Genomic DNA, 20,992 nt, shown 5'->3' with positions numbered 1-20,992 from the left:
TTTCGAAGGGCACTAAAAGAGTTGTAAATTTGTGCTTTTCCAACAAATACGTCTATGATCAAACGGCTGCACATCAGTAATTACGCCATCATCGAGGAGCTGACCCTTGATTTCGCGGACGGGCTGAGCATCATCACCGGTGAAACTGGTGCCGGTAAGTCCATCGTGCTGGGTGCGTTGAACCTGATCCTCGGCGGTCGAGCGGACACTAAGACCCTCTTCGACGATAGCCAGAAGTGCATCATCGAAGGCCGGTTCGACATCGCGGCCTACAGTCTGCAATCGTGGTTCGAGCAAAACGACCTGGACTACGAGTCGGAACTTATCATTCGCCGGGAGATCACCCCGTCCGGTAAAAGCCGGGCCTTCGTCAACGATACGCCCGCCAACCTGAAACTTCTCCAACAACTGGGAGCCACGCTGATCGATCTCCACCAGCAGTTTGATACGCTCTACATCAACAACAGCGACTTCCAACTGGAACTGCTCGACGCGCTGGCCTCTCAGCAGAAAGCGGTAAGCAGCTACCGCAAGGATTTCAGTACACTGCTCGATACCCGCAAGCAGCTGCGCAAACTCCGGGAAGAGCAGGCCCAGGCCACGCGCGAGCAGGAGTTTCTCGAGTTTCAGGTAAATGAACTGGAAGCCGCCGAACTGCGGGAGAACGAACAGGAAGACCTGGAAGCCGAACAGCACCGGTTGAGCAATGCCGACGAGATTAAGCAGATCACGTCGGGCGCTTTCCACTTTCTGAGCGAGGGCGATGACGCCGTGACCGATCGCCTGTTGGCCATCACCGTCAAGCTCCAACCGCTTGCCGCCGGGGATCCGCAGCTCCGGGCCATCAGCGAGCGTTTCGAAAGTCTCCGCCTTGAACTCGATGAGGTCGCCGGCGATCTGGAAGCCTTCGGAGAGGAAACCGAGGTCAATCCCGAGCGGCTCAACGAGATCGAGGAGCGACTGAATCTGTTATACCGTCTTCATACGAAACACGCCGTAAAGGATAACACGGAGCTGCTCGCGATCTACCAGGACCTCTCCGACCGGCTCGGCCATTTCTCCGACCTGGGCGGCAAGATCAGTAAGCTCGAACGGACCGAAAAAGAGTTACTAAAGTCCCTGCAGGAACAGGGCGCGCAACTCCGCAAGGGTAGGGAGAAAGTCGCTCCCCAGTTCGCCACGAATGTGCAGAAGCAACTGGCCGATCTGAGTATGCAAAACGCTCGGCTGCGCGTGGATTTCGTGCCTCTGGAGCAACCCGGGCCACATGGCCTGGACGAAGTGCAGTTCCTGTTTTCGGCTAACAAAGGCGGTAAGCTCCAGTCCATCAAGGATGCTGCATCCGGTGGGGAGATGTCACGCTTGGCGTTGGTCACGAAAAGTTTGGTGGCATCGGCCATGGAACTGCCCACGCTCATTTTCGATGAGATCGACTCCGGGGTAAGTGGCGACGTGGCGCAGAAGATGGGGCGTATCCTCACCGATCTGAGCCGCCACCATCAGGTCGTGGTCATCACCCACTCCCCGCAGGTGGCCAGCCGGGCACACCGGCACTATTTTGTGTACAAAACGGACAAACAGGACGCGGATCGCACGATTACCCGGGTGCGCGAGCTGGACGGTGACGAACGGGTGCGGGCCATTGCCACGATGCTCAGCCAGAACCCGCCGAGCGAATCCGCATTGAAGAACGCCCGCGAATTGATCGAGGCGGTGTAGTCTAGTCTACTTTCCGGCGCTCAGTACGGCGTATCGCACGGTGCCGGAGGAGTAGCCCCGACGCATGTACCGCATGGCCCACGCCCCCTTGATCGTGCCTATGCCGGCCTTGACGAGCCCGGGCCAGTTACGTGGATCGAGGCCGCTGCGGATCACTGCCCCCCAGAAGGGTTCTACTGCGGGCGACCAGTCGTCCGTCCGGACCTTCTGCAGTCCCGCGCGGTTGGCGGCCGCTTCCAGTTCCGGTATGCTCACCATGGGCGGCAGGTGGTAGAGATCGCAGATCTTTTTGAGGGTATACTGTTCGGAGGGCAGCAGATCGGGCGGCTCCGGGCGGTGACACCACGTTGCCATCAGGAGGCGTCCGCCGGGACGCAGAAGATGGTGGAAGAGACGAAAGAGCCCTTCCTTATCGGCCATGTGTTCCGCGGATTCCATGCTCCAGATCAGGTCGAACTGGCCGGCGTTTTCCGGCGTCAGTTCGTAGACGTCTTTGGCGATGATGTTCAGGCGGTCGGAAAGGCCGGCCTGCCGATTATATCCGTTACCGCGGTGGGCCTGGATAGGGCTCAGGGTGACCCCGATCCCTTCGGCACCGGCGTACTTTTCGGCCAGATAACGGCTGCTACCCCCTACTCCGCATCCGGCATCGAGAAAGCGGTCAACGCCTTTATCGGGGGCCATCCCCCATTCCAGCAGGGCCTCGATCATATCGATCTGGGCCTGTCGGTGGTCTACCTTTCGTCGACCGTCGGGACCGTAGTAGCCGTGGTGCATTTGTTCGCCCCAGGTATCCAGCCAGAGGGGGGTGGACCGGTCGTAAAAGTCCCGGATCCGATGATTCAGTATACTCATGCTTACCGTTTCCGGAATAGGGCCCGCAGTACGAAGAAGGTGGCGACGGCACCCAGGCCGTACAGCACGGCCTTCTGCTCGCGATTCAGGGGCTGATGGTGTTCCGCTTCCACCCCGCGCAGGGGGGCGGTGGCGTGGGCGAGCAGCGCCATGGGAATGAAGAGAAAGCCGGCGACCGATCCGGCCAGCAAGCGGCCGGTGAGTAAGAGATTGCGACCCAACCATCCGCCTTCCGGGTCGGCCTCGACCAGCGAGCGGCTCACGCGACCAGGGGCGCCGGGGCTACGGCCGGGACTGGGCTTCGTACCCACGATGGCGATACCGTAGCGTTCGTTGTCCTGCCAGTGCGGACGCACGTAGGTATACCGGATCTCGGTAAAGCCGGCCTGCTCGTAGTAGTGATGGTAGTCACTCTCCGGTGGGAAGAGCATCCAGGCGTTAGCGATAAACTTGCTGATGGGGTTCACCGGCTCGATGGGGCCGATCAGCAGGGCCTGGCCGCCTTCCTTGATGACGCGGTAGGATTCGTACACGCCCTGCTGCGGATCGGGCCAGTACTCGATGGAGCCGGCCGAGACATAGCGGTCGAAGGTATCGTCCGGGAAGGGGAGGTGCTCGGCATCCCCCAGGCGGAAGCGACAGTCGTTCAGGGCTGGCTTAACCATGGCCCGTTCCATTTGCTCTGGGCTCTGGTCGACGCAGATAATGTTCTTTGCCGGAACGCGGTGCGTGATGCCTTCGGTCGTAAAGCCGGTACCCGAACCTACATCGATGACTTTCAGGTTATCCGCTCCGGACCAGTCAATCATGTCGAGAGATTTTTCCCGCATGGGCTCCGTCCAGAAGAGGGGATTGACCAGCTTGTCGTAGAAGTTGGATAAATAGCGGTAGAACCAGTAGGCCTCCCGCTTGTGTTGCATCAGTCGCATACGTCCGTTTTATACTGGGATGTAAGTTAGCCCGTCCGACTTTGTTCAGACCTCCGTAAGCCGCGCTCGCTATTGCCTGTCTATTAACTAATCTTTAATATGACCCGTGTAGCAAACCCCTGCCTAACCCGCGGCGTTCCGGCCGTGTAACCCACGCTATCTTGCCCACCGAATTAGTCAAACGCGACACCTCCTGGTTAGACTTCAACGCCCGCGTCCTCCAGGAGGCCGCCGATCCGAGGGTCCCCCTTTACGAGCGGATCCGGTTCCTGGCGATTTACAGTTCCAATCTGGACGAATTCTACCGGGTTCGGGTCTCCTCGCTGCGCCAGTTTAAAAAACTTCCGAAGACGGAGCGGCGGCAGCTTTTCGACTTTCGCCCCAAGAAGGAACTGAAGGCCATTCGCCGCATTGTCTACCAACAGCAGCAGGAATTCGGGCGCATCTTTCGCGACGAAATTCTGCCCCAACTCGCAGAGGAGAACATCCACCTGATCCATTCCGACGAGATGAGTGACGATCAGCGGGAGTTTGCTGCCAAACACTTTGACGAAAAGATTCGCTCCCATCTCACGCTGCACTGGTTACCCAACGACGATGTAGACCACGGGGAACGGGAGTTGCCCTGGTTAGAGGACGGGCAATTGTGCCTCGCCGTTTGCCTGCGGGAAAAGGACGGTATTGCGAAGGAAGAAATTGCCCTGGTGCCCGTGCCGGTCGAGGAGTGCGGCCGCTTCCTGGTTTTACCGAGCCCCGAAAGCGATCCGGATGGCTACTACGTGATCTTCCTGGATAGCGTCATCCGGGCCAATCTCAGCCGCTACGTGGAACGGGACGTTGATTTCGGTTACTGCTTCAAGCTGAGCCGAGACGCCGAGTTGTACATCGATAACGAGTTCGACGGCGACCTGCTGCGGAAGATCGAGCACAGTCTGGCGAGTCGCGACGTCGGACTGCCCACGCGCTTTCTCTACGATGGGGATATGCCCAACTGGATGCGGAAGCGACTGAAGAAGGTGCTTCATTTGTCCAAGTACGACATGATTCCCGGGGCGCGCTACCACAATTTCAACGACTTTTTCACCTTTCCGCAGCCACCGGACCACGAGCATCTGGCCTACGCGCCCATGCCGCCACTCCCTCACCCGAAATTGGAGACCGCGGACAGTTTGCTGGAAACCATCCAGGCAACGGACGTTCTGCTAAGTTTCCCCTACCAGAAGTATGACTACGTGCCCGACCTGATCCGGGAAGCCGCAGACCACCCCGAGGTGGACAAGATCCGCATCACGCTGTACCGGGTGGCGAAGCAGTCCAAGGTGGTCACGAACCTGCTGTACGCCCTGGAAAAGGGAAAGGAGGTGGAGGCCTTCGTAGAGGCTAAGGCGCGCTTCGACGAGGCCAGTAACCTCTACTGGGGCAACCAAATGAAGGAGGCGGGCGCATACGTCCGCTACAGTTATCCGGCGGTAAAGGTGCACACCAAGCTCCTGCATATCCGTCGCAGATCGGCTTCCGGGGAAGAATCCCACTACAGCTACATTGGTACCGGCAACTTCAACGAGAAGACCGCCAAACTGTACACCGACCATGCTTTGCTCACGAGCCGGCCGGGCATCGGCCAGGATGTAGAGCGTGTATTCGATCTGCTGCGCGGTAAGTTAATTCTGCCGCGCTGCAACCATCTGTTGGTCGCTCCCTTCAATATGGAGGAAGAGTTCCTCAAACTGATCGACCGCGAGATCGCCATCGCCAAGTCAGGCGGGCACGCTTACATCTTTCTGAAGATGAACAGCCTGGAGGAAGAGACGATGATCCGCAAGATCAGGGAGGCCGCCCGCGCCGGCGTGGAGGTGCGCATGATCGTCCGCGGCATTTGCCGGTTACGCCCATCGCGGCGGGAAAATATTCAGATCATCAGCATCATCGACCGCTTCCTGGAGCATGCCCGCATTTTCATCTTCGGAAACAACGGATCAGAGAAGGTATACATGGGTTCCGCCGACTGGATGAACCGGAACCTGTACCGGCGCGTCGAGGTCGTCACCCCGATCTATGATAATCTCATCCGGCTGGAGCTGCGGCGCATTATGGATATGCAGTGGCGGGATAACGAACGAGCCCGTTTGGTCGGCACGGAACGGCTCAACGAATACCGCAAAACGCTACCGGGGGAGGGCCATTTCCGTGCCCAGATGGATACTTACTCCTACTTCAAACGCCAACTGGAGGAAAATTGAATTTCCTGGCCCACCTCACGCTGTCGCACTTCGACGCCGACTTGCAAGTGGGCAATTTTGTGGGAGACTTCATCCGTGGACGCGAACTGGCGGCGCTTCCCATGGGCATTCAGCGGGGCGTCCTGTTTCACCGGGCTATCGATGCACGCACGGATCGTGACCCGGACGTGCGCCTTCTCAACGCAAGGCTCAAGGTCCGCCATGGCCGCTATGCTCCGGTCGTTTCCGATATCGCCTTCGATTACTTTTTATACCAGAACTGGGATAGCCTGGGTCCCGTGCCATTTGAGGATTTGAAGGCACAAGCTTACCGCCGGCTTCTGGTAGCTCGCCCCCACGTAAATGACCGGGTGGGCGGTTATATTGAGGCGATGACCCGGGGAGACTGGCTGGAGATGTACACCAGCCAGGAAGGCATGGCGCGGGTCTTCGAGCGACTGGAGCGACGGTTGAGCCATCCACAATTATTGTCGGGGGTCAACACAACGTTGCGCGAGGAGGCCGATTCGTTCAACTACACCCTGGACCGACTGTTCCCGAGGCTACAACAACTAGCCCGCACGTACCGTGAGTAAACCCCAACCGCTGGACCTCCGTCTGGAACGATTTTCATCCCGCCTCAATCTACGGATGGAAGGCAACCGAAGAATGGTGATGGGCGAAATTCGGCGCAAGTGGTTGGTCCTGCAGCCCGAGGAATTCGTCCGTCAGTTGCTCATCCACTTCCTGATCCAGGATATGCGGTACAATCGTAACCGAATTACTGTCGAAAGGGGGGTAACTATTGGGGGGGAGCCACGTCGTACGGATATCCTGGTCTTCGACCAACACATGCGTCCTTTTCTGCTGATCGAGTGTAAAGCACCGCAGGTTCCTCTGAGTACCGATGTATTTCGTCAGGCGACTCACTATAACGGGCCGCTGCGCGTTCCTTACCTGATGGTATCCAACGGACGCGAATCCTACGTTGCCGCAATCGATTACGAAGCAGAAGCGTACAAATTCCTCCCGATGGTACCGGAGTGGTAAGACTATCCGATTTTGATCGAACTCCTTAATGTAAACGGACTCAGCGTTTCCTACGGACAACCTACGGCCGCGGTCAGCGACGTAAACCTCGCGGTGCTCCCCGGCGAATCGGTTGCGCTGGTAGGACCCTCCGGTAGTGGTAAGAGTAGTTGCGCGGCAGCCTTATTAGGGTTATTGCCAAAACGGGGTGTTCAGGTTCGCGGTGAAGCCCGCTATCAACTGAAGGATGGTCGGTTAATCGAGTTAATCAACGCTCCGGCGGTCGATTTACAACGGATACGTGGAAGGGAAATCGGCATGATTTTTCAGGAACCTGCCGCGGCCCTCAATCCCGTCCTCACCTGCGGATATCAATTGCGAGAGGCCATCGACCGCCTCAAACCCAATGGGGTAGAGTCTGAAGCTTATCTGGAAAGGTTGCTGGCCCAGGTGGAACTCGATACCATCCGCGACCGACTGATGACCGCCATGCCCGGTCAGCTGAGCGGCGGCCAGCTGCAACGGCTTATGATCGCCATGGCCCTGGCGGGTCAGCCGCGGCTATTAATTGCCGACGAACCGACCACGGCGCTGGATTCGATAACCGAACTGGAAATCGTTCGCCTGCTCGACGCGCTTCGCCGGGATCATCACATGGGTTTGTTATTTATTACCCACGATCAGCGGCTGATCCGCCGGGTGACCGACCGCTCGGTTACGCTTTCCGGTCGGAGTGCCGAAAGGCAGTCTGCGGGGGAAGGCCGTACCGAAACAAAAGACGTCCCGGAGGTCGTAGGCAAAGTGAAAACCCTGGTGGAAGTCCGCTCCCTCTCGGTAAGGTTCGCGGATGCCGTGGGGGAGGAATCGGCGGTAAACGACTGTTCCTTTACGCTCGCCGCGGGTGAATGGGTGGGCTTAATCGGACCGAGTGGTTGCGGCAAAAGCACCGTGGCGAACTGGTTGACCGGCCTACGCACGGCTACGGCTGGCGAAATCATCTTTAAGGGCAAGAGCCATCCGGCCGGCTCCCACCCGGCGAAGGTGAGGCAATTGATCGGGGGCCAACTGATCTTTCAGAATGTTTCTGCTTCGCTAAACCCCCGGATGTCGGTCCGGGATGCCGTTCGGGAAGCCGTACCGGGTCGAATCAAGGGGGTCGCGGAGGAACTGCTCTCCGGCGTAGGACTGCCTCCGGAACGATTCGCCGCCCTGCGACCCCATCAGCTAAGCGGGGGAGAGCGGCAGCGGCTGGCCATCGCCCGGGCACTGGCCGCCCAGCCCAGGGTATTGGTCTGCGATGAGGCACTCAGTGGACTGGACATACCGCTGCGAAAAGAAGTCGTGGGGGTATTGAAAAAAGTCTGCTCTGAGCGGGGAATCGGGGTGCTGTTAATAACCCACGATCTGGAGCTCGCCAGAACGGTGACCGACCGATTGCTGTTGATGGAGAACGGGCGGATCGTGGAACGTGGCCCCGTTGAAAAGATCCTGAATCATCCGGATTCCGAACTGGGGCACCGCCTGCTGGCTACCCTCAAACTGCGACAACCATAAGATCGTCTATTACGTAACCGTTATGATGCGCATGAAGCTGTCAGTCATTTTTTTGTCGTTCCTATTTCCGGCATTCGTGGTTGCCCAGTCCTACGATGCGGCCTTCGGCATTCGCGTGGGTACGGAGTGGGGGGCAACGGTTCAACTGCGCGTACCGCAAATTCACAAGAATTTCGTTCTGGAAGGCATCGTTCACCAGGCTATCGGTAAAGACGAAGGCAGCGTTACCCTGCTCGGCAAACAGCACCAACCGTTGCTGAGCCGCCGGATTAATCTCTTTTACGGGGCCGGTGTACACGCCGGCTGGAACAATGAGATCGATACGGAAACCGGTAATTCCTTTAATGGCCCGGCGGGCCTGACGGGTATCGTCGGTCTGGAGGCCACCGTCAAGCGCATAAATATCTCCTACGATTTTAAACCGGCCGTGAATGTCACCGGCGGAGAATCGGTGCTGTACACCCAAACGGCCGTCAGCGTCCGCTACGTGATCAGCAAACGCAACGACATCTGGAATAAAGACCAGGAAAGGAAAATGAATAAACGCCGCAAAGCCCGCCGCCGCGAGAAACGCCGGGAAGAGCGCCAGTCATCCGGAAAGCGGTGGTACGAAGTGTGGAAGTCGGGCGACGAAGGCTAGTCACCTTCCGCCGGGTTGAACACACTACCGGGGCAGTGGTTTGGCAGTAGACAATCGCACTGCATGCCCCAATTAGATTACGACGTCCTTATTGTTGGTTCCGGACCGGCAGGGTCAACGACCGCCCGATTTGCCGCCAACGCGGGCTTGCGGGTTCTCATGGTCGATAAACGTCAGGAACTAGGCGCGCCGATCCAGTGCTCCGGAGCCATTAGCCGCCATGCCCTAGAGGCGGCGGATATCGTTCCCGACGACGAGTTCATCCACGAGGCCATCTATGGCTTTGCCATATACGACGAGCGCGGGGAACGCACCGTCCACGATTACCGCCGGCTCAAACCCGACGAATACGGATCGGGAGGTGGAAAAAAGCCCCTGGGCTACGTTGTTGATCGGCGACGGTTTGACCGTCACCTCATGACCCAGGCCGAACGAGCCGGAGTAGACGTATGGCTGAAGACCGAAGGGTTAGGGTATACCCCCACTCCGGATGGCCGTTGTACCGTCCACCTGCGACGCTACAATCAGGAAATCGACGTGTCGGCCAGGATCGTGGTCGGGGCTGATGGCCTGCAGTCACAGGTCGGGAAGTGGGCCGGCCTACAGACACACATCAAAATCACCGAGTTGGCCGGCTGTCTCCAGTTCATTGTGGACGGCGTCGAAACGGAGGGTTTGCTCGAGATTGTCACGGGACACCGTTGGGCACCGGGAGGATACGCCTGGGTGTTTCCCAAAGGGAACGGCTATGCGGAAATCGGCCTGGGTGTGATAGCCACCATGACTAAGGAGCCGGCAAAGGACCACCTTCACCGTTTCATGTCCGATAGTTTCTTTGCCGATCGCTTTGCCAACTCCCGCATCCTCGAAGTGCAGGGTGGGGGCGTACCGCTAGCCTCGCCGCTGCGGACGCAGTACGCCGATAATATGATTCTGGTAGGTGATGCGGCCCGGCACGTGAATCCGATAACCGGGGGCGGTCTGCATACCGCTGTTGCCGGGGGGAAAATCGCCGGGACCTTTCTCTCCGGCCACCTGGCGGACAATTTACCCCTGCGCTCCGACGCCCTAAGTGCTTACCAGGACCTCTGGCTGTCCGCGGTCGGGGAGAAGATGTGGAAGTTGTACGATATCAAGACGGACATTTTCCACAATATGAACATCGCCGAAAGGGATAGCCAGCTTTACGCCACGATGTCCGATTACTTCAGCCCGACCTCCGAATTCAAAAAAATATGAGCAAGCAGCAACCCGTAATCTTCGACATAGGGTGGAACGCCTGCATTAACTGTGGGGCCTGCATTGCCATTTGCCCGCAGGAGGCCGGCTTCGTGAGTCCGTTCGACACGATTGCGGTTGACCGTCCCTGCGATATCGCTTGCTTGCTATGCGAACAGATCTGCCCGGTGGACACCATCCGTCACCGGCCGGCGGTGGCTGAAGTCACGCCAGCTGGGGCAGTTGGGCGATAACGTAGTCGATCTGCCGGTCGTCGACACCCAGGTGGGTCGTAAATCGTACGGTCTTGGGTCCGAAGGGAGTGGCCGCTATGCCGCGATCGCTCAATTGCTCGAGGTAGTCTTGGGCGGTACGATCCGCGAGGTGGAAGATGCAAATATTACTTTCCGTCTGTTCCACGCTTTCCACGTAGGGCTGTTGCACGACGGCTTCCGCTAGCCGGCGGGCGCGCTCGTTGTCCATGCGTAAGCGTTCCCGGTGGTGCTTCAGCGCGTACAGGCCGGCGGCGGCCAGGTAACCCGATTGCCGCATCCCTCCGCCGAGTACCTTGCGGTACCGACGCGCTTCCTTAATCAGGTCGGCGGGGCCCACTAGCAGACTGCCCACCGGTGCACCCAGTCCCTTGCTCAGACAAATGGAAACGGTATCGAAAAGCCGGCCCCATTCGTCGGGAGATTCACCCGTTTCGGCCAGGGCGTTGAAGAGACGGGCACCGTCCAGGTGGACCGCCAATTTGTGTTTCCGGGCTTCCTCGACCAGCGCGGTCGCTTCACTTATGGTGTAGATGCTTCCCCCGCCCTTATTACAGGTATTCTCCAAGACGACCAGGCGCGTGCGGGGCAGCCAGTCGTATTCCAGCTTGACGGCGGCGGCAATCTGACCCGGCAGGATCTTTCCGCGCTCCCCGTGCAGGGTGTTGAGACTAACGTTGGATATCAGGCTGTAGACACCTCCCTCGTACTGGTAGATGTGGCTCTTTTCCTCGCAGATTACCTCGTCGAGGGGGCGGGTATGAACCTTGATGGCCAGCTGATTGGTCATGGTCCCGGAGGGACAAAACAGCGCCGCTTCCATACCCATCAGTTCGGCACCGTATTCCTCCAGTTCATTGACTGTAGGATCCTGCCGGAAAACGTCATCGCCCACGGCGGCGGCAAACATGGCTTCCAGCATCGCGGGGGTAGGCTGCGTAGCCGTATCGGAAATGAGATTGACCTTCATCCTATGCCAAGCTACTAAGACGGGGAAAGTCCGGCGAATTCGGTCAGGTACTGAAAGTCCGGACCTAATTCGCCCGCGTCGGTTATGGTTGCCCGCCGTAGGATTTCGCTCTCCGGCTTATCGAACTCCGGCAAGATCTTCTCAATCAGCGTTTGACCGAATGCTTTACTCGCATCCCGCGGCAGTTCACTGGGCAGGTTATCGATGGACATGACATCGACTACGCCGTCGCGGTAGGGCGGGGTTTCCTCACCACTGGCAGGGTCGTAACCGAATACCGGGTCGGCGATGGTACTCGCCCGCAGGGTGGAAGGGACGCTGGCCGCCGGGGCGATATCGCAGGTCACATCGGCGATGGTGTTGATGCGGAAGTCGGCAGACCCCATGTCCTCCCGTGTAAAGAAGGCCGGAGCCTTGCCGTCCCAGAAGATGCCGTTGATGAAGATATCGGCCCGGGCAGCGTAGCGATCGAAGGTGCTTACGTACTCGTCCGCGTGCTTGTAGAAGTGCTTGCGTTTGACGGGGCGTCCGTCGGGGTGCGCGGCGTAATCTTCTACCGCTAGCTGAGTGAAAACGGGACCTTCCGTTTCGCCGAGAAAATCCTCGGGCGATACTTTTTTAAAGCCCATGTCCTTGAGGACACGTGCGGCACCGCTGCCGACCCGTCCCGTACCCGTTAGCACCACACGGATCGCGGGAAGCTTTGTGGCGCGATATACTTTTTTAGCGGCAGCATAGTCGTACACGTCCTTGAGCCGGGGTAGCTCCAGTTTGCCGCTACGTTTAGCGTACGCCCATACTCCGTTGTGTGCGCCTACCATTCCGGCCCAGTAACCGAAAGCAATGAGGCGGCGACCCCGGTCATCAGTCAGGTACTCGTAGTCAATGTGGGTAATATTGCGGTCCAGCAGCGCCCGTAACAGGGGCTGGTTGTACGGCTGGAACTTCGCTACGTGCGCGAAATTACAGTACGTCTTTCCGGGTAATAACCGGTCGATGGGAACCTCCTTGATGCCGAGCAGCAGCCGCCGGTCGGAGAGGTCTTCCTGCAGGGGAATGCCCAGTTTGGTGTACTCCTCGTCGGAAAAGCAGCGGTTGGTGGAGGGCTGAACGACGATGTCGAGGCCCTCTGCGCGTAGGCCGGCGACCTGTTTAGGGGTCAGGGGGACGCGGGCGTCGGGGGGCTGTTTATCCTCCCGGATAACGGCGATGGGAATTTGGCGAAGGCGGTCGGGCATGGTTACTCTTGGTCGGTTGGGCTATTCTTTGATTGGGGTAGGGTACGTGCGGACGTCCACCAGATACCATCGTTGAGAACGCGGTTATCGGGGGCTAGTTTCCACTGTAGGAAAAACATGACCACCGCAATGAGAAGCCCCAGAAATGCACCGGCGGTCACGTCTCGTAAAAAATGATACAGCAGGTACATCCGGCTGAATGCCACCTCGGTGGCCAGTAGAAAACACAGCACACTGACCAGGATTTTCGGGCGCCGCACGTTCAGCGAAACGAAACTGAATAAGGCGAAGGCCGAGGCCGAGTGTCCGCTGGGGAAGCTGGTGTCCCCCCAGTTGCGCATCGATTCGTCGAAGAGGTTCAGATTGTGCCAGGTGGCCTCGAAGTTGTCGAAAAACCAGCGCATCGGGCGCGCTTCGGCGAAATAGAGCTTTAGCAGTCCGGTAATGACGCCTACGGCCGCGCCCGTCAGCGCCACGAAGATGGCCGTCCGGATGCGATACATCAGAAAGCCGATAATGACCACGATGTAGGCGATCGGCTCACCCAGCATGGTGCCGGCAATGAAGAGCCGGTCCAACCGGTCGGTGCGCAGTTGATTGATGGCAATCAGTTCGTCACCCTGCTGGTTGGTCAGTACCAGGTAGAAGTTAAACAGGATCAGCAACAGCACGCCGATCAGGAAAAAGCGGTTGGCCCGCAGGAAAGTGCGGAAGCGTAGACTGGGCGGCGTAAAGTGACGTCGGATGAACGGCATACCGCGAAGGTAGAGATTTAGGACTTGGCCAGCATCCGGCGCATCGCCGTGACCTGTTTGCTATCGCGGGCGCGGCGGAAAGCATCCTTGGCCAGATCGGTATTCACCAGTTTGGCGTCATTCATGGCACTGAAGGTGATCCACAGACTCACCGGAAACAGGATGATACAGGGAAGCCAGCCGGCAAAGGCTCCGTTAACTACAAAACTCTCCGCCAGTTTCCGGCAGAAGATGGTCAGAATAATAAAGATGACGAAGAAAATGATGCTGACCAGAATGGGATACCCGAATCCTCCCTTCCGCACGATCGCGCCCATGGGAGCACCGATGAAGACGAAGATGATGCAAACCAGCGCCATGCTGTACTTCATGTGCATGTCGTAAATATGCTTGACCCGGCTTTCCTGAATTCCCGGGAGCAGGCGGATCGTGGATTGCGCCTGCCCCGTTACCGAGCGTATACTCGACCGGGCCCGGTTGTAGACCCGCCCGCGGTCGTCCAGGGGAAGGGAGTCCAAGGCACTTTGCAGGCCATTCCAGGGCGAGGCGGCCATCACCAGCGGGTGTTCTTCCGCGCTGCGGATGCGCTTCATCTGCTGCTTCGACCGGACAACGGTACCGTCGGCCGTTCGCTTGGAACGGGCCTGGTAGGGAGGCGGATTGGAAAGGTCGATGTCCGTGTCCGTGGCAGAGGAGTCTTCGACTTCGGCCTCCAAGCTATCTGTAGGGTAAACTCCTTCCATGGGGCGATCGGGAGCAACCGTACGGTACTTGATGGTATCGCGCCTAAGTTCGGGCAAGTAAGCAATCAGGTGATTGCTGAGCCCCTGTTTTCTGACCGCAATATCGATGTCGATGCTATCCACCCCTTCCTGTAACTGCCAGGTGGAGAGCATGCTGCGGTTGGTACTGAAGAGCGAGGCCGCATGTCGCTCCAGCAGAAATTCACTCAGGTCAAATACCTTGGTGTAGGTATCGAAACTGGTTCGCATGAAGGGCAGGCTCTTGCCGTTGCGTCCGCCGGGCCGCTGTTCCACGTACTGGTGGCCGTCGAAGAGTTGCATGACGAAGGCCGATCCCCCTTCAGCCGTGTACATCTCGCCGTTGGTGGCCGTGATCTGGCTGAGTTCACCAACGTTGGCCTTGGTATGATCGTAGATCAATACGTCGGAAATACCACGACCGTCATCGTCGCGATTCCCAAGCCGGATGGTGAACTGATTAAAATCTTCGTTGAAGACCCCGGGTTCCATATTGAGGGTCGGCTTCTTCTGCTGGATGTCGTACATCCGGGCACCGAATTGCAGGTTGGCGGCCGGTATGACGTAATCACTGCATAAATAGGAAACCAGGGCGCCGGCCATCCCGAAAATGATCATGATGCGGATGACCCGGAGTAAGCTGACGCCCGCGGATTTGAAACTGGATAATTCGTAGTGCTCCGCCAGGTTGCCGAGCACCATAACGGAGGAGATCAGGAGGGCGAGGGGCAGCGCGAGCGGAACCAGGCCTACGCACTTATAGGCCAGCAGCTCCATGATCAGGAAAAAACTAAGGCCCTTGCCGGCGATATCGTCCAGGTAAAGCCACAGGATTTGCATCAGCAGCACGAACAGCGCGATCGCGAAGGTGACGATGAACGGCCCGACGAAGGATTTGGCCAGCAGTTTATCCAGTTGCTTCATCGGGTAAAAGACGCCCGGCCCCCTCCGAATGTTGCTTCTAGTCCTTCTTCATGTCGTCCCGCAGATCGTGAAACTCCTCGTCACTGGGGATGTGTCCGTTTTCTTCCATGTCATCCACCGTGCGTTCGGCCTGTTCCGCGGTGAATCCTTCCGACCGGTGACCGTCGATCCCGTCCTGCTTATCGTTGTAACTGCTGTCGTTGACGACGTTTTGCCGGGGGTCGGCATTCTTGACCGTCTCGGCCCGCTGGGTGTATTGCGCGCGCCGGGTCATGTAAAATACGACGACCAGGACGATGAGCGCTCCGATGATCCACCAGAGGTCATCCATGTAGCCGTTACTTTGTAGGAATATAGACATTTAGCTTTTTCAATTGAACCTGTTTTGTACGGGTTATTGTTCATAGCTTTTCTACCTTCGGGCAATACCCCATCAAAAGACTTTACGCATGCAATTTGCCGACGGACGCTACTCCATAGCCGGCCTTGACGTACTCTCCCTCGTGGAAAAATACGGCGCCCCCGTTTACGTATACGACGCCGATCGGATGAAACGGCAGTACGACCGCATCAACCGGGCCTTCTCGGGTGTCAATCGGCTGCGTATTAACTACGCCTGCAAGGCCTTGACTAACCTTAATATCCTGCGTCTCTTCCGCCAGTGGGGCAGTGGCCTCGATACGGTATCCATGCAGGAGGTCGATCTGGGGCTGATGGCCGGTTTCGATCCACACGACATTCTCTTTACCCCGAACTGCGTCGGGCTCGACGAGGTCAACGAAGCCGTAGGAAAGGGCGTGCGGATGAACATCGATAATATTTCCATTCTGGAGCAGTTCGGCGACCAGCACCGGGGCGTACCGGTTTGTATACGCCTCAACCCCCACATCATGGCGGGCGGAAATAGCAAGATCAGCGTCGGTCATATCGACTCCAAATTCGGTATCTCGATTCACCAGGTCCCGCACGTGCTCAAAATCGTCAACGCGCTCGATCTTAAGGTGGAAGGCCTGCATATGCATACCGGCTCGGATATTCTGGACGCCCAGGTATTTCTTCAGGGCGTAGAGATTCTCTTGCGCGCCGCCACCGACTTCCCGGATCTGGACTACATTGATTTTGGTTCCGGTTTCAAAGTACCCTATAAGGAAGGGGGCATTGCTACGGACATCGAAGACCTCGGCCAGCGACTGAGTACCCGCTTCAACGAATTCTGCACGGATTACGGCCGCGAGTTGGAGTTGATGTTTGAACCCGGCAAGTTCCTCGTCAGCGAGGCGGGAACTTTCCTGGTGCGCACGAACGTCGTAAAGACCACCCCCGCCACCGTCTTCGCCGGGGTGGATAGTGGGCTCAATCACTTCATTCGGCCGATGTTCTACGATGCGTACCACCACATCACCAACATCAGTAATCCGAAAGGAAAGCCCCGGATCTATACGGTCGTAGGATACATCTGCGAGACGGACACCTTCGGCATCAACCGCCAGCTCAGTGAGGTTCGGGAAGGCGACATCCTTGCCATGGCCAACGCCGGAGCGTACTGCTACATGATGTCTTCGAATTACAACAGCCGCTATCGTCCGGCGGAGGTCATGATTCTCGATGGAGAGCATCATCTGATCCGTCGCCGGGAAACCATGGAGGACCTTCTGGGCACGCAGGTCGAACTGCCCCAATTGGTGGAGGCAAGCGTAGCCGATGCACGTTAGCGCACTCTATCGCTACCCGGTGAAGAGCCTGGGCGGCGAGCGGCTGACGGAAATAATGGCGGCGGAGCGCGGGTTTAAAGATGATCGTCGTTGGATGTTGGTTGACACCATCGGCCAATTCATTAGCCAACGGAAACATCCCCATCTGACGAAGTTGTCGGCCTCATTAGCTGGGGAACGCGGCCTGCGGATACACCACTCGGATGACCCTTCCACCGGTCTTACCTTGTCCGATGCCCGACCCGCCGGTGCGGGCGACGTGACCGTAACGGTTTGGGACGATACCTTTTCCGCTTGCTTGGTTTCTGCTCCCGGCCTGTCCGATCTCGTTGGTATTCCGGACGTACGGCTCGTCTATATGAACGATCGGGTAAGCCGGCCGGTCGATCCGCGTTACGCGGCAGGGGAGGAGGTCAGTTTTGCTGACGGATACCCGTACCTCATTACTACGACCGCAAGTTTTCGTTCCCTATCGGAGCGACTGGGACAGGAGGTGGACGTGCTGCGCTTTCGCCCGAATATCGTGATCGATACCTCCGAAGCCTTTGCGGAAGACCGGTGGTCTCGCATACGTATCGGTCAGCTAAGATTTCGATTGCCCAAGCCCTGTGCCAGATGCATTATGGTTACCGTCAACCCCGGTGAGGGGGGTAAGGATCTTACCGTGCTAAGTACCCTGGCTGCCTACCGGAAGCAGGGAAATAAAACCTACTTCGGAATGAATGCCATACTGGAGGACGGGCCTGGCTTTTTACGGGTTAATGACCCGGTAGAAGTACTACTTGCTGGCCAGCCCGAGTGATTGGCGTAATTCCGACACCTCCGGGTGCTTGCTTTCGGTAGCCGTGGCTTTAATGAAGTGTTCCTGCGCCTTAGCCGTATCGCCCATGTCGAGGTAGATATTCGCCAGCATGCGGTTCACGTCAATGTTGGCCGGGCGGGCGGCGTACTCCGATTCCATGTAGCGAAGGGCTTCGCTAGGATCTTCAAAATGGTCCAGGTAAAGGGCGGCGTATTCCATATCCATGCGGTGGCCGCTATCGACGTCGTCCTGTAGCATAGCCATAATCTCCCTTTCCGTGGCCTTCATTTCCTCATTGCGGCCCTGCAGTTTGTACAGGTCGGCTAATTGGATATAGTAGCCTACTTCAGGGATGATGGAGGTAGCCTCATCAAGTAATTGCTCCGCGCGTTCCAGGTCGCCTGCATCCATTGCCAGTTTAGCCTTGGCGGCAATGGCAAAGGGGTAGTTGGGCCGTTCCTTCAGGATTCGGTCGTAGGTTTCGAAGGCCTGTTCCGTTGTCCCGTACCGCTCGTATAGACCGGCCAGGGTAAGCTGGGCCCAGGCCGTGGACTCGTATCCCGGTGCCCCGGCTCGCACGGCCCGCTCCATCGCCTCGATCGCGCCCTCGGTGTCGCCATGGATTTCGCGCAGGTAGGAAACCCGGCTATACGACCGGAGGTCGGGACGAATCTCATTCATTTTGTCGGCGGCGGCGATGGCTTCCGCATAGTTGCCGAGTTCTACGTTGGCATCGACGATAGCACCATAAACCTGCGCAATGTAGGGGTTGATCGCGGCAGCTTCCTTCGCGGTACGCAGGGCGGCAGCAAATTCGTGCTGGGACAACAAAACGCCGGCCTTGGTGGCCATGGCATCGAACTCAAGGTTCGGATTCCGTGGCCCGGCGTGATTCAGTTCCAGGGCCTCGTTCAACATGGCAAGAGCCGCCGGGTAGTAGTGACCGTGCTCTCCGGTTACCCTGGCCTCATTAACGAAAATCTTGGCGAGGGTTATTCTCGGCTCGATGGCCTGCTCATCTTCGAGACGGAGCTCGGCTGCCATCTTGCTATAGCCGTTCTGGGTGTTTTCCCACTCCGCCGCTGACTGCAGTGCTTTGGGACGCGGTAACAATTCGGGAATATTGAGTGCGGAGGCCTTATCGTTGTTCGTACTCTCGCCACACGCGCAGAGCAGGGCCAGGGCTAGAAAAAGTAAGGGGGTATAATTAATGGACATAGTAGTGTGCTGATGACTGAAAAATCCGCGGTACCCGGCCGGAACCGGATACCGCGGCGACAAACTGGGGTTTACCGGGGTCAATTCGTTTTGACCATACGGAGGGTCTGGATGATTTCTCCCCGACCGCCGGAGATCACGGCGAAGTAGATGCCTTCGGGTAGGTTACCTACCTGAACCGGTATCTGGTGGTCCCCGCTATCGAACGTACGACGAACCAGGTTACTTAGGTTTCGTCCGTTGACATCAAAGAGGTCGATATTCACCGCGGTCCGTTCCCTTACCCGCAGCATCAGGTTTGTATTCGTTTGGAATGGGTTGGGGAAGCTTTTGCCGATCACGTTCGGCGCTTCCAATCCAAGACCATCGTTATTCCACAGATCCTGGGTTGAGGTCGTGGCGATCATTCCGCTACACTCGCTGACGCCGCTGTGGGGCAGGGCGACGAAGGGGAAGGAATCCCGGAAGGGTACGTCGTTGGCTTCTACCCCGGTGGTGTATCCCAGTACCGATGTCAGACCATCCGTAACGGGGCTTTCGTCGCTGTTGGGGTCGTAGTCGTCATACCATAGACCAATGGCGGCCAGTACGACACCGGAAACGGCCTGCAGCTCGATACGGGTAACGTCGTCTTCTAGTCGGCGACCATTCGGGAACCCGTCCATGTTGGGAATGAATTGCAGCGTGTCGCTACCGTTATAGCGTGGATCGGTGAGGCCGAGTACGGCAGCCTGTACCAGGCCCAGCGAGCTGAAATCGGCACTATTCCGATCGGTAGCCGGTACGGCCATATTCAGGCGCAGCATGTCACCCCCGTTCGGGAGGAAGTTGTTGATGAAGGGTTTGCCGGCGGCGAGGGGGTTGCCGTCTTTACCCGTAGCCAGCTGATAGGGTGGGAGGTTAGGTACACCGGTGTGAAAGATCGGCCAGAGATCGACCGAGCGGGGCATACCCGGGCCGGGCAGCAGCAGGCCACCGAATTGGTTCTCGGCCAGGGCCGTACCGTCGAGTGCTTCGTTCCCTTTCAGGCCGTACAGGCCGTCAGCGCCATTCGTGAAGTCGTACGTGCCCAGGCTTTTTTCCTGAATCCGCAGGGGAGCGAAAGCGGGAACCGCGGCAGCGAAGTTGGCAGTGTCCATGTAGAGTGCCAGTTCCGGATTGTAGAAGTACTGATCCAGAATGGTGTCCGCGATCTCTTCGTGCGGCGTCAGGGCGTTCCAGTAGTCTTTCATGCCAACGGGGATGACCGCCTCGTTGGTGAGGGGCATGCCTAGTCGGCTAACCTGTACGTAGTCGTCATCGAGTATTTCGGGGCGGCTACCGTCATCCTGCAGCACCCGCATTTTGGGCCGGGAGGTCGAGGCCCAGACACCGATGATGTAGTCCGGATCCAGAATGCTGCTCGGCATCATCTCATTCGCGCTGGGCTTGAGCAGATCCCGGATCGGGACGTGCATCACGATCGCGCTGGTGTTGAAGCAAGCCAGGCCGTCGATCGGGTCGCCGTCCTGGCGGGGCGCGTCACCCAGGTCGAAGATGCCACCGAGATCCACGAAGAAGGGATCGTCGATTGGCCCGACAAAAACCTCGAAATCGTTGTCGTAGCTATTGATCTTGCTGTCGGCGTAGCCCTGATAGCTATCCTGGCCGAGGCCAACCGCGCTCGTGATCGAACGGGGACCGATATTCGGCGCGGGTACTTCTCCTTCGGCTACGAAGAGCTTTACGTTACCCTCTCCGTCGATCATTTCCAGCCGGTAGGTCGTCTTTAGGTTCTCCTTGCCAAGGCGAACGTTGAAGAAGGTCGACGGATCCTGATTCGTACGGGTGAAAGTAAAGCGGTAGGTGATCTCGTCACCGGGCGTCCGGCTGTTATTATCTACGTGAATTTCGTACCGGATATCCTCCCCGAAGTGGTAGTAATTCGGGCCTCCGTGAGGAAGCTGCATGGGGATAAACGTGGCAACCAGCGTAATCAGGCTGGAATCCTGTGGCGACCGGAAAGCATAGACATCTACGTTGTCGGCAAGGGGATCGTCAGCGATTAAGGGCGCTTCCCGGTGACTGGAAGCGAGTACGGAGCCGCTTACCGCCAGGGCAAGCAGTAACAGGGCGCCGTATAGGGGGCGAAATGAATTCATGAATATGTATGATGAGCCATGACCGGCGGGCCACGG

At 57.9% G+C, this 20,992-nt stretch carries 19 protein-coding genes; 10 read left to right on the top strand and 9 right to left on the bottom strand.

Features of this window, described 5'->3' with window-relative positions:
- Positions 1 to 54: 54 nt before the first annotated feature.
- Positions 55 to 1,719 carry a DNA repair protein RecN gene (recN, locus tag DRW39_RS04540; protein ID WP_116105770.1) on the top strand — a complete coding sequence of 555 codons (1,665 nt, stop codon included), beginning with the start codon at positions 55 to 57 and terminating at the stop codon, positions 1,717 to 1,719.
- Positions 1,720 to 1,725: 6 nt separating this feature from the next.
- Here the strand turns inward: recN and DRW39_RS04535 are convergent, their stop codons facing one another.
- The gene (locus tag DRW39_RS04535; protein WP_157975928.1) at positions 1,726 to 2,574 is read right to left on the bottom strand and encodes a methyltransferase domain-containing protein; all 849 of its coding nucleotides are present in this window, start codon (positions 2,572 to 2,574) and stop codon (positions 1,726 to 1,728) included.
- Positions 2,575 to 2,576: 2 nt separating this feature from the next.
- Positions 2,577 to 3,503, bottom strand: coding sequence for a methyltransferase domain-containing protein (locus DRW39_RS04530; RefSeq protein ID WP_116105768.1), 927 nt, complete (start codon positions 3,501 to 3,503; stop codon positions 2,577 to 2,579).
- 161 nt (positions 3,504 to 3,664) lie between these two features.
- Between DRW39_RS04530 and ppk1 the strand changes: the two genes are divergently transcribed.
- The 7 genes from ppk1 to DRW39_RS22860 all read left to right on the top strand — a co-directional run bounded on the left by ppk1 (position 3,665) and on the right by DRW39_RS22860 (position 10,417).
- The gene (gene ppk1 / locus DRW39_RS04525) at positions 3,665 to 5,743 is read left to right on the top strand and encodes a polyphosphate kinase 1 (protein ID WP_116105767.1); all 2,079 of its coding nucleotides are present in this window, start codon (positions 3,665 to 3,667) and stop codon (positions 5,741 to 5,743) included.
- Positions 5,740 to 6,318 (top strand): ACP phosphodiesterase, encoded by a 579-nt coding sequence (locus DRW39_RS04520; RefSeq protein ID WP_116105766.1) that lies wholly within the window; start codon positions 5,740 to 5,742, stop codon positions 6,316 to 6,318. Before ppk1 ends, DRW39_RS04520 begins: the two co-directional genes overlap by 4 nt.
- Positions 6,311 to 6,772, top strand: coding sequence for a type I restriction enzyme HsdR N-terminal domain-containing protein (locus DRW39_RS04515; RefSeq protein WP_232830059.1), 462 nt, complete (start codon positions 6,311 to 6,313; stop codon positions 6,770 to 6,772). Before DRW39_RS04520 ends, DRW39_RS04515 begins: the two co-directional genes overlap by 8 nt.
- Positions 6,773 to 6,784: 12 nt before the next feature.
- Positions 6,785 to 8,305: an ABC transporter ATP-binding protein gene (locus DRW39_RS04510; protein ID WP_116105764.1), complete on the top strand. Its 1,521-nt coding sequence runs from the start codon at positions 6,785 to 6,787 to the stop codon at positions 8,303 to 8,305.
- Positions 8,306 to 8,327: 22 nt separating this feature from the next.
- Positions 8,328 to 8,945 (top strand): hypothetical protein, encoded by a 618-nt coding sequence (locus tag DRW39_RS04505; protein WP_116105763.1) that lies wholly within the window; start codon positions 8,328 to 8,330, stop codon positions 8,943 to 8,945.
- A gap of 63 nt (positions 8,946 to 9,008) precedes the next feature.
- The gene (locus DRW39_RS04500; RefSeq protein ID WP_116105762.1) at positions 9,009 to 10,184 is read left to right on the top strand and encodes an NAD(P)/FAD-dependent oxidoreductase; all 1,176 of its coding nucleotides are present in this window, start codon (positions 9,009 to 9,011) and stop codon (positions 10,182 to 10,184) included.
- Positions 10,181 to 10,417, top strand: a complete 237-nt coding sequence (locus DRW39_RS22860) for a 4Fe-4S binding protein (protein WP_116105761.1) — start codon at positions 10,181 to 10,183, stop codon at positions 10,415 to 10,417. The genes DRW39_RS04500 and DRW39_RS22860 overlap by 4 nt, the downstream gene beginning before the upstream one ends.
- On the opposite strand, the gene DRW39_RS04490 is transcribed toward DRW39_RS22860, so the two are convergent.
- The 5 genes from DRW39_RS04490 to DRW39_RS04470 are packed head-to-tail and all read right to left on the bottom strand — an operon-like array spanning position 10,389 to position 15,444.
- The gene (locus DRW39_RS04490; RefSeq protein ID WP_116105760.1) at positions 10,389 to 11,405 is read right to left on the bottom strand and encodes a threonine aldolase family protein; all 1,017 of its coding nucleotides are present in this window, start codon (positions 11,403 to 11,405) and stop codon (positions 10,389 to 10,391) included. The two genes, DRW39_RS22860 and DRW39_RS04490, sit on opposite strands and share 29 nt — an antisense overlap.
- Before the next feature lie 14 nt (positions 11,406 to 11,419).
- Positions 11,420 to 12,643, bottom strand: a complete 1,224-nt coding sequence (locus tag DRW39_RS04485; RefSeq protein WP_232830058.1) for an NAD(P)-dependent oxidoreductase — start codon at positions 12,641 to 12,643, stop codon at positions 11,420 to 11,422.
- A gap of 2 nt (positions 12,644 to 12,645) precedes the next feature.
- Positions 12,646 to 13,398 carry a phosphatase PAP2 family protein gene (locus DRW39_RS04480; protein WP_116105759.1) on the bottom strand — a complete coding sequence of 251 codons (753 nt, stop codon included), beginning with the start codon at positions 13,396 to 13,398 and terminating at the stop codon, positions 12,646 to 12,648.
- A gap of 17 nt (positions 13,399 to 13,415) precedes the next feature.
- Positions 13,416 to 15,083 (bottom strand): LptF/LptG family permease, encoded by a 1,668-nt coding sequence (locus tag DRW39_RS04475; protein WP_116105758.1) that lies wholly within the window; start codon positions 15,081 to 15,083, stop codon positions 13,416 to 13,418.
- A gap of 37 nt (positions 15,084 to 15,120) precedes the next feature.
- Positions 15,121 to 15,444 (bottom strand): hypothetical protein, encoded by a 324-nt coding sequence (locus DRW39_RS04470; RefSeq protein WP_157975927.1) that lies wholly within the window; start codon positions 15,442 to 15,444, stop codon positions 15,121 to 15,123.
- Positions 15,445 to 15,532: 88 nt separating this feature from the next.
- Here DRW39_RS04470 and lysA point away from each other — a divergent pair, with 88 nt between their 5' ends.
- The gene (gene lysA / locus DRW39_RS04465) at positions 15,533 to 16,795 is read left to right on the top strand and encodes a diaminopimelate decarboxylase (protein WP_116105756.1); all 1,263 of its coding nucleotides are present in this window, start codon (positions 15,533 to 15,535) and stop codon (positions 16,793 to 16,795) included.
- On the top strand, positions 16,785 to 17,597 hold the full coding sequence (locus tag DRW39_RS04460) for an MOSC domain-containing protein (RefSeq protein WP_116105755.1): 813 nt from the start codon (positions 16,785 to 16,787) through the stop codon (positions 17,595 to 17,597). Before lysA ends, DRW39_RS04460 begins: the two co-directional genes overlap by 11 nt.
- On the opposite strand, the gene DRW39_RS04455 is transcribed toward DRW39_RS04460, so the two are convergent.
- A complete protein-coding gene (locus DRW39_RS04455) occupies positions 17,574 to 18,815 on the bottom strand; it encodes a tetratricopeptide repeat protein (protein ID WP_157975926.1) in 1,242 nt (413 codons plus the stop codon). The genes DRW39_RS04460 and DRW39_RS04455 overlap by 24 nt on opposite strands.
- Positions 18,816 to 18,895: 80 nt before the next feature.
- Positions 18,896 to 20,956, bottom strand: coding sequence for a DUF4331 family protein (locus DRW39_RS04450; protein ID WP_116105753.1), 2,061 nt, complete (start codon positions 20,954 to 20,956; stop codon positions 18,896 to 18,898).
- Between the last annotated feature and the right edge of the window lie 36 nt (positions 20,957 to 20,992).

It is taken from the genome of Lewinella sp. IMCC34191, from assembly GCF_003390935.1.
Classification (GTDB): Bacteria; Bacteroidota; Bacteroidia; order Chitinophagales; family Saprospiraceae; genus Neolewinella.
The sequence above is the reverse complement of the archived record's forward strand: the minus strand, read 5'-3'. Positions and strand labels throughout refer to the sequence as shown.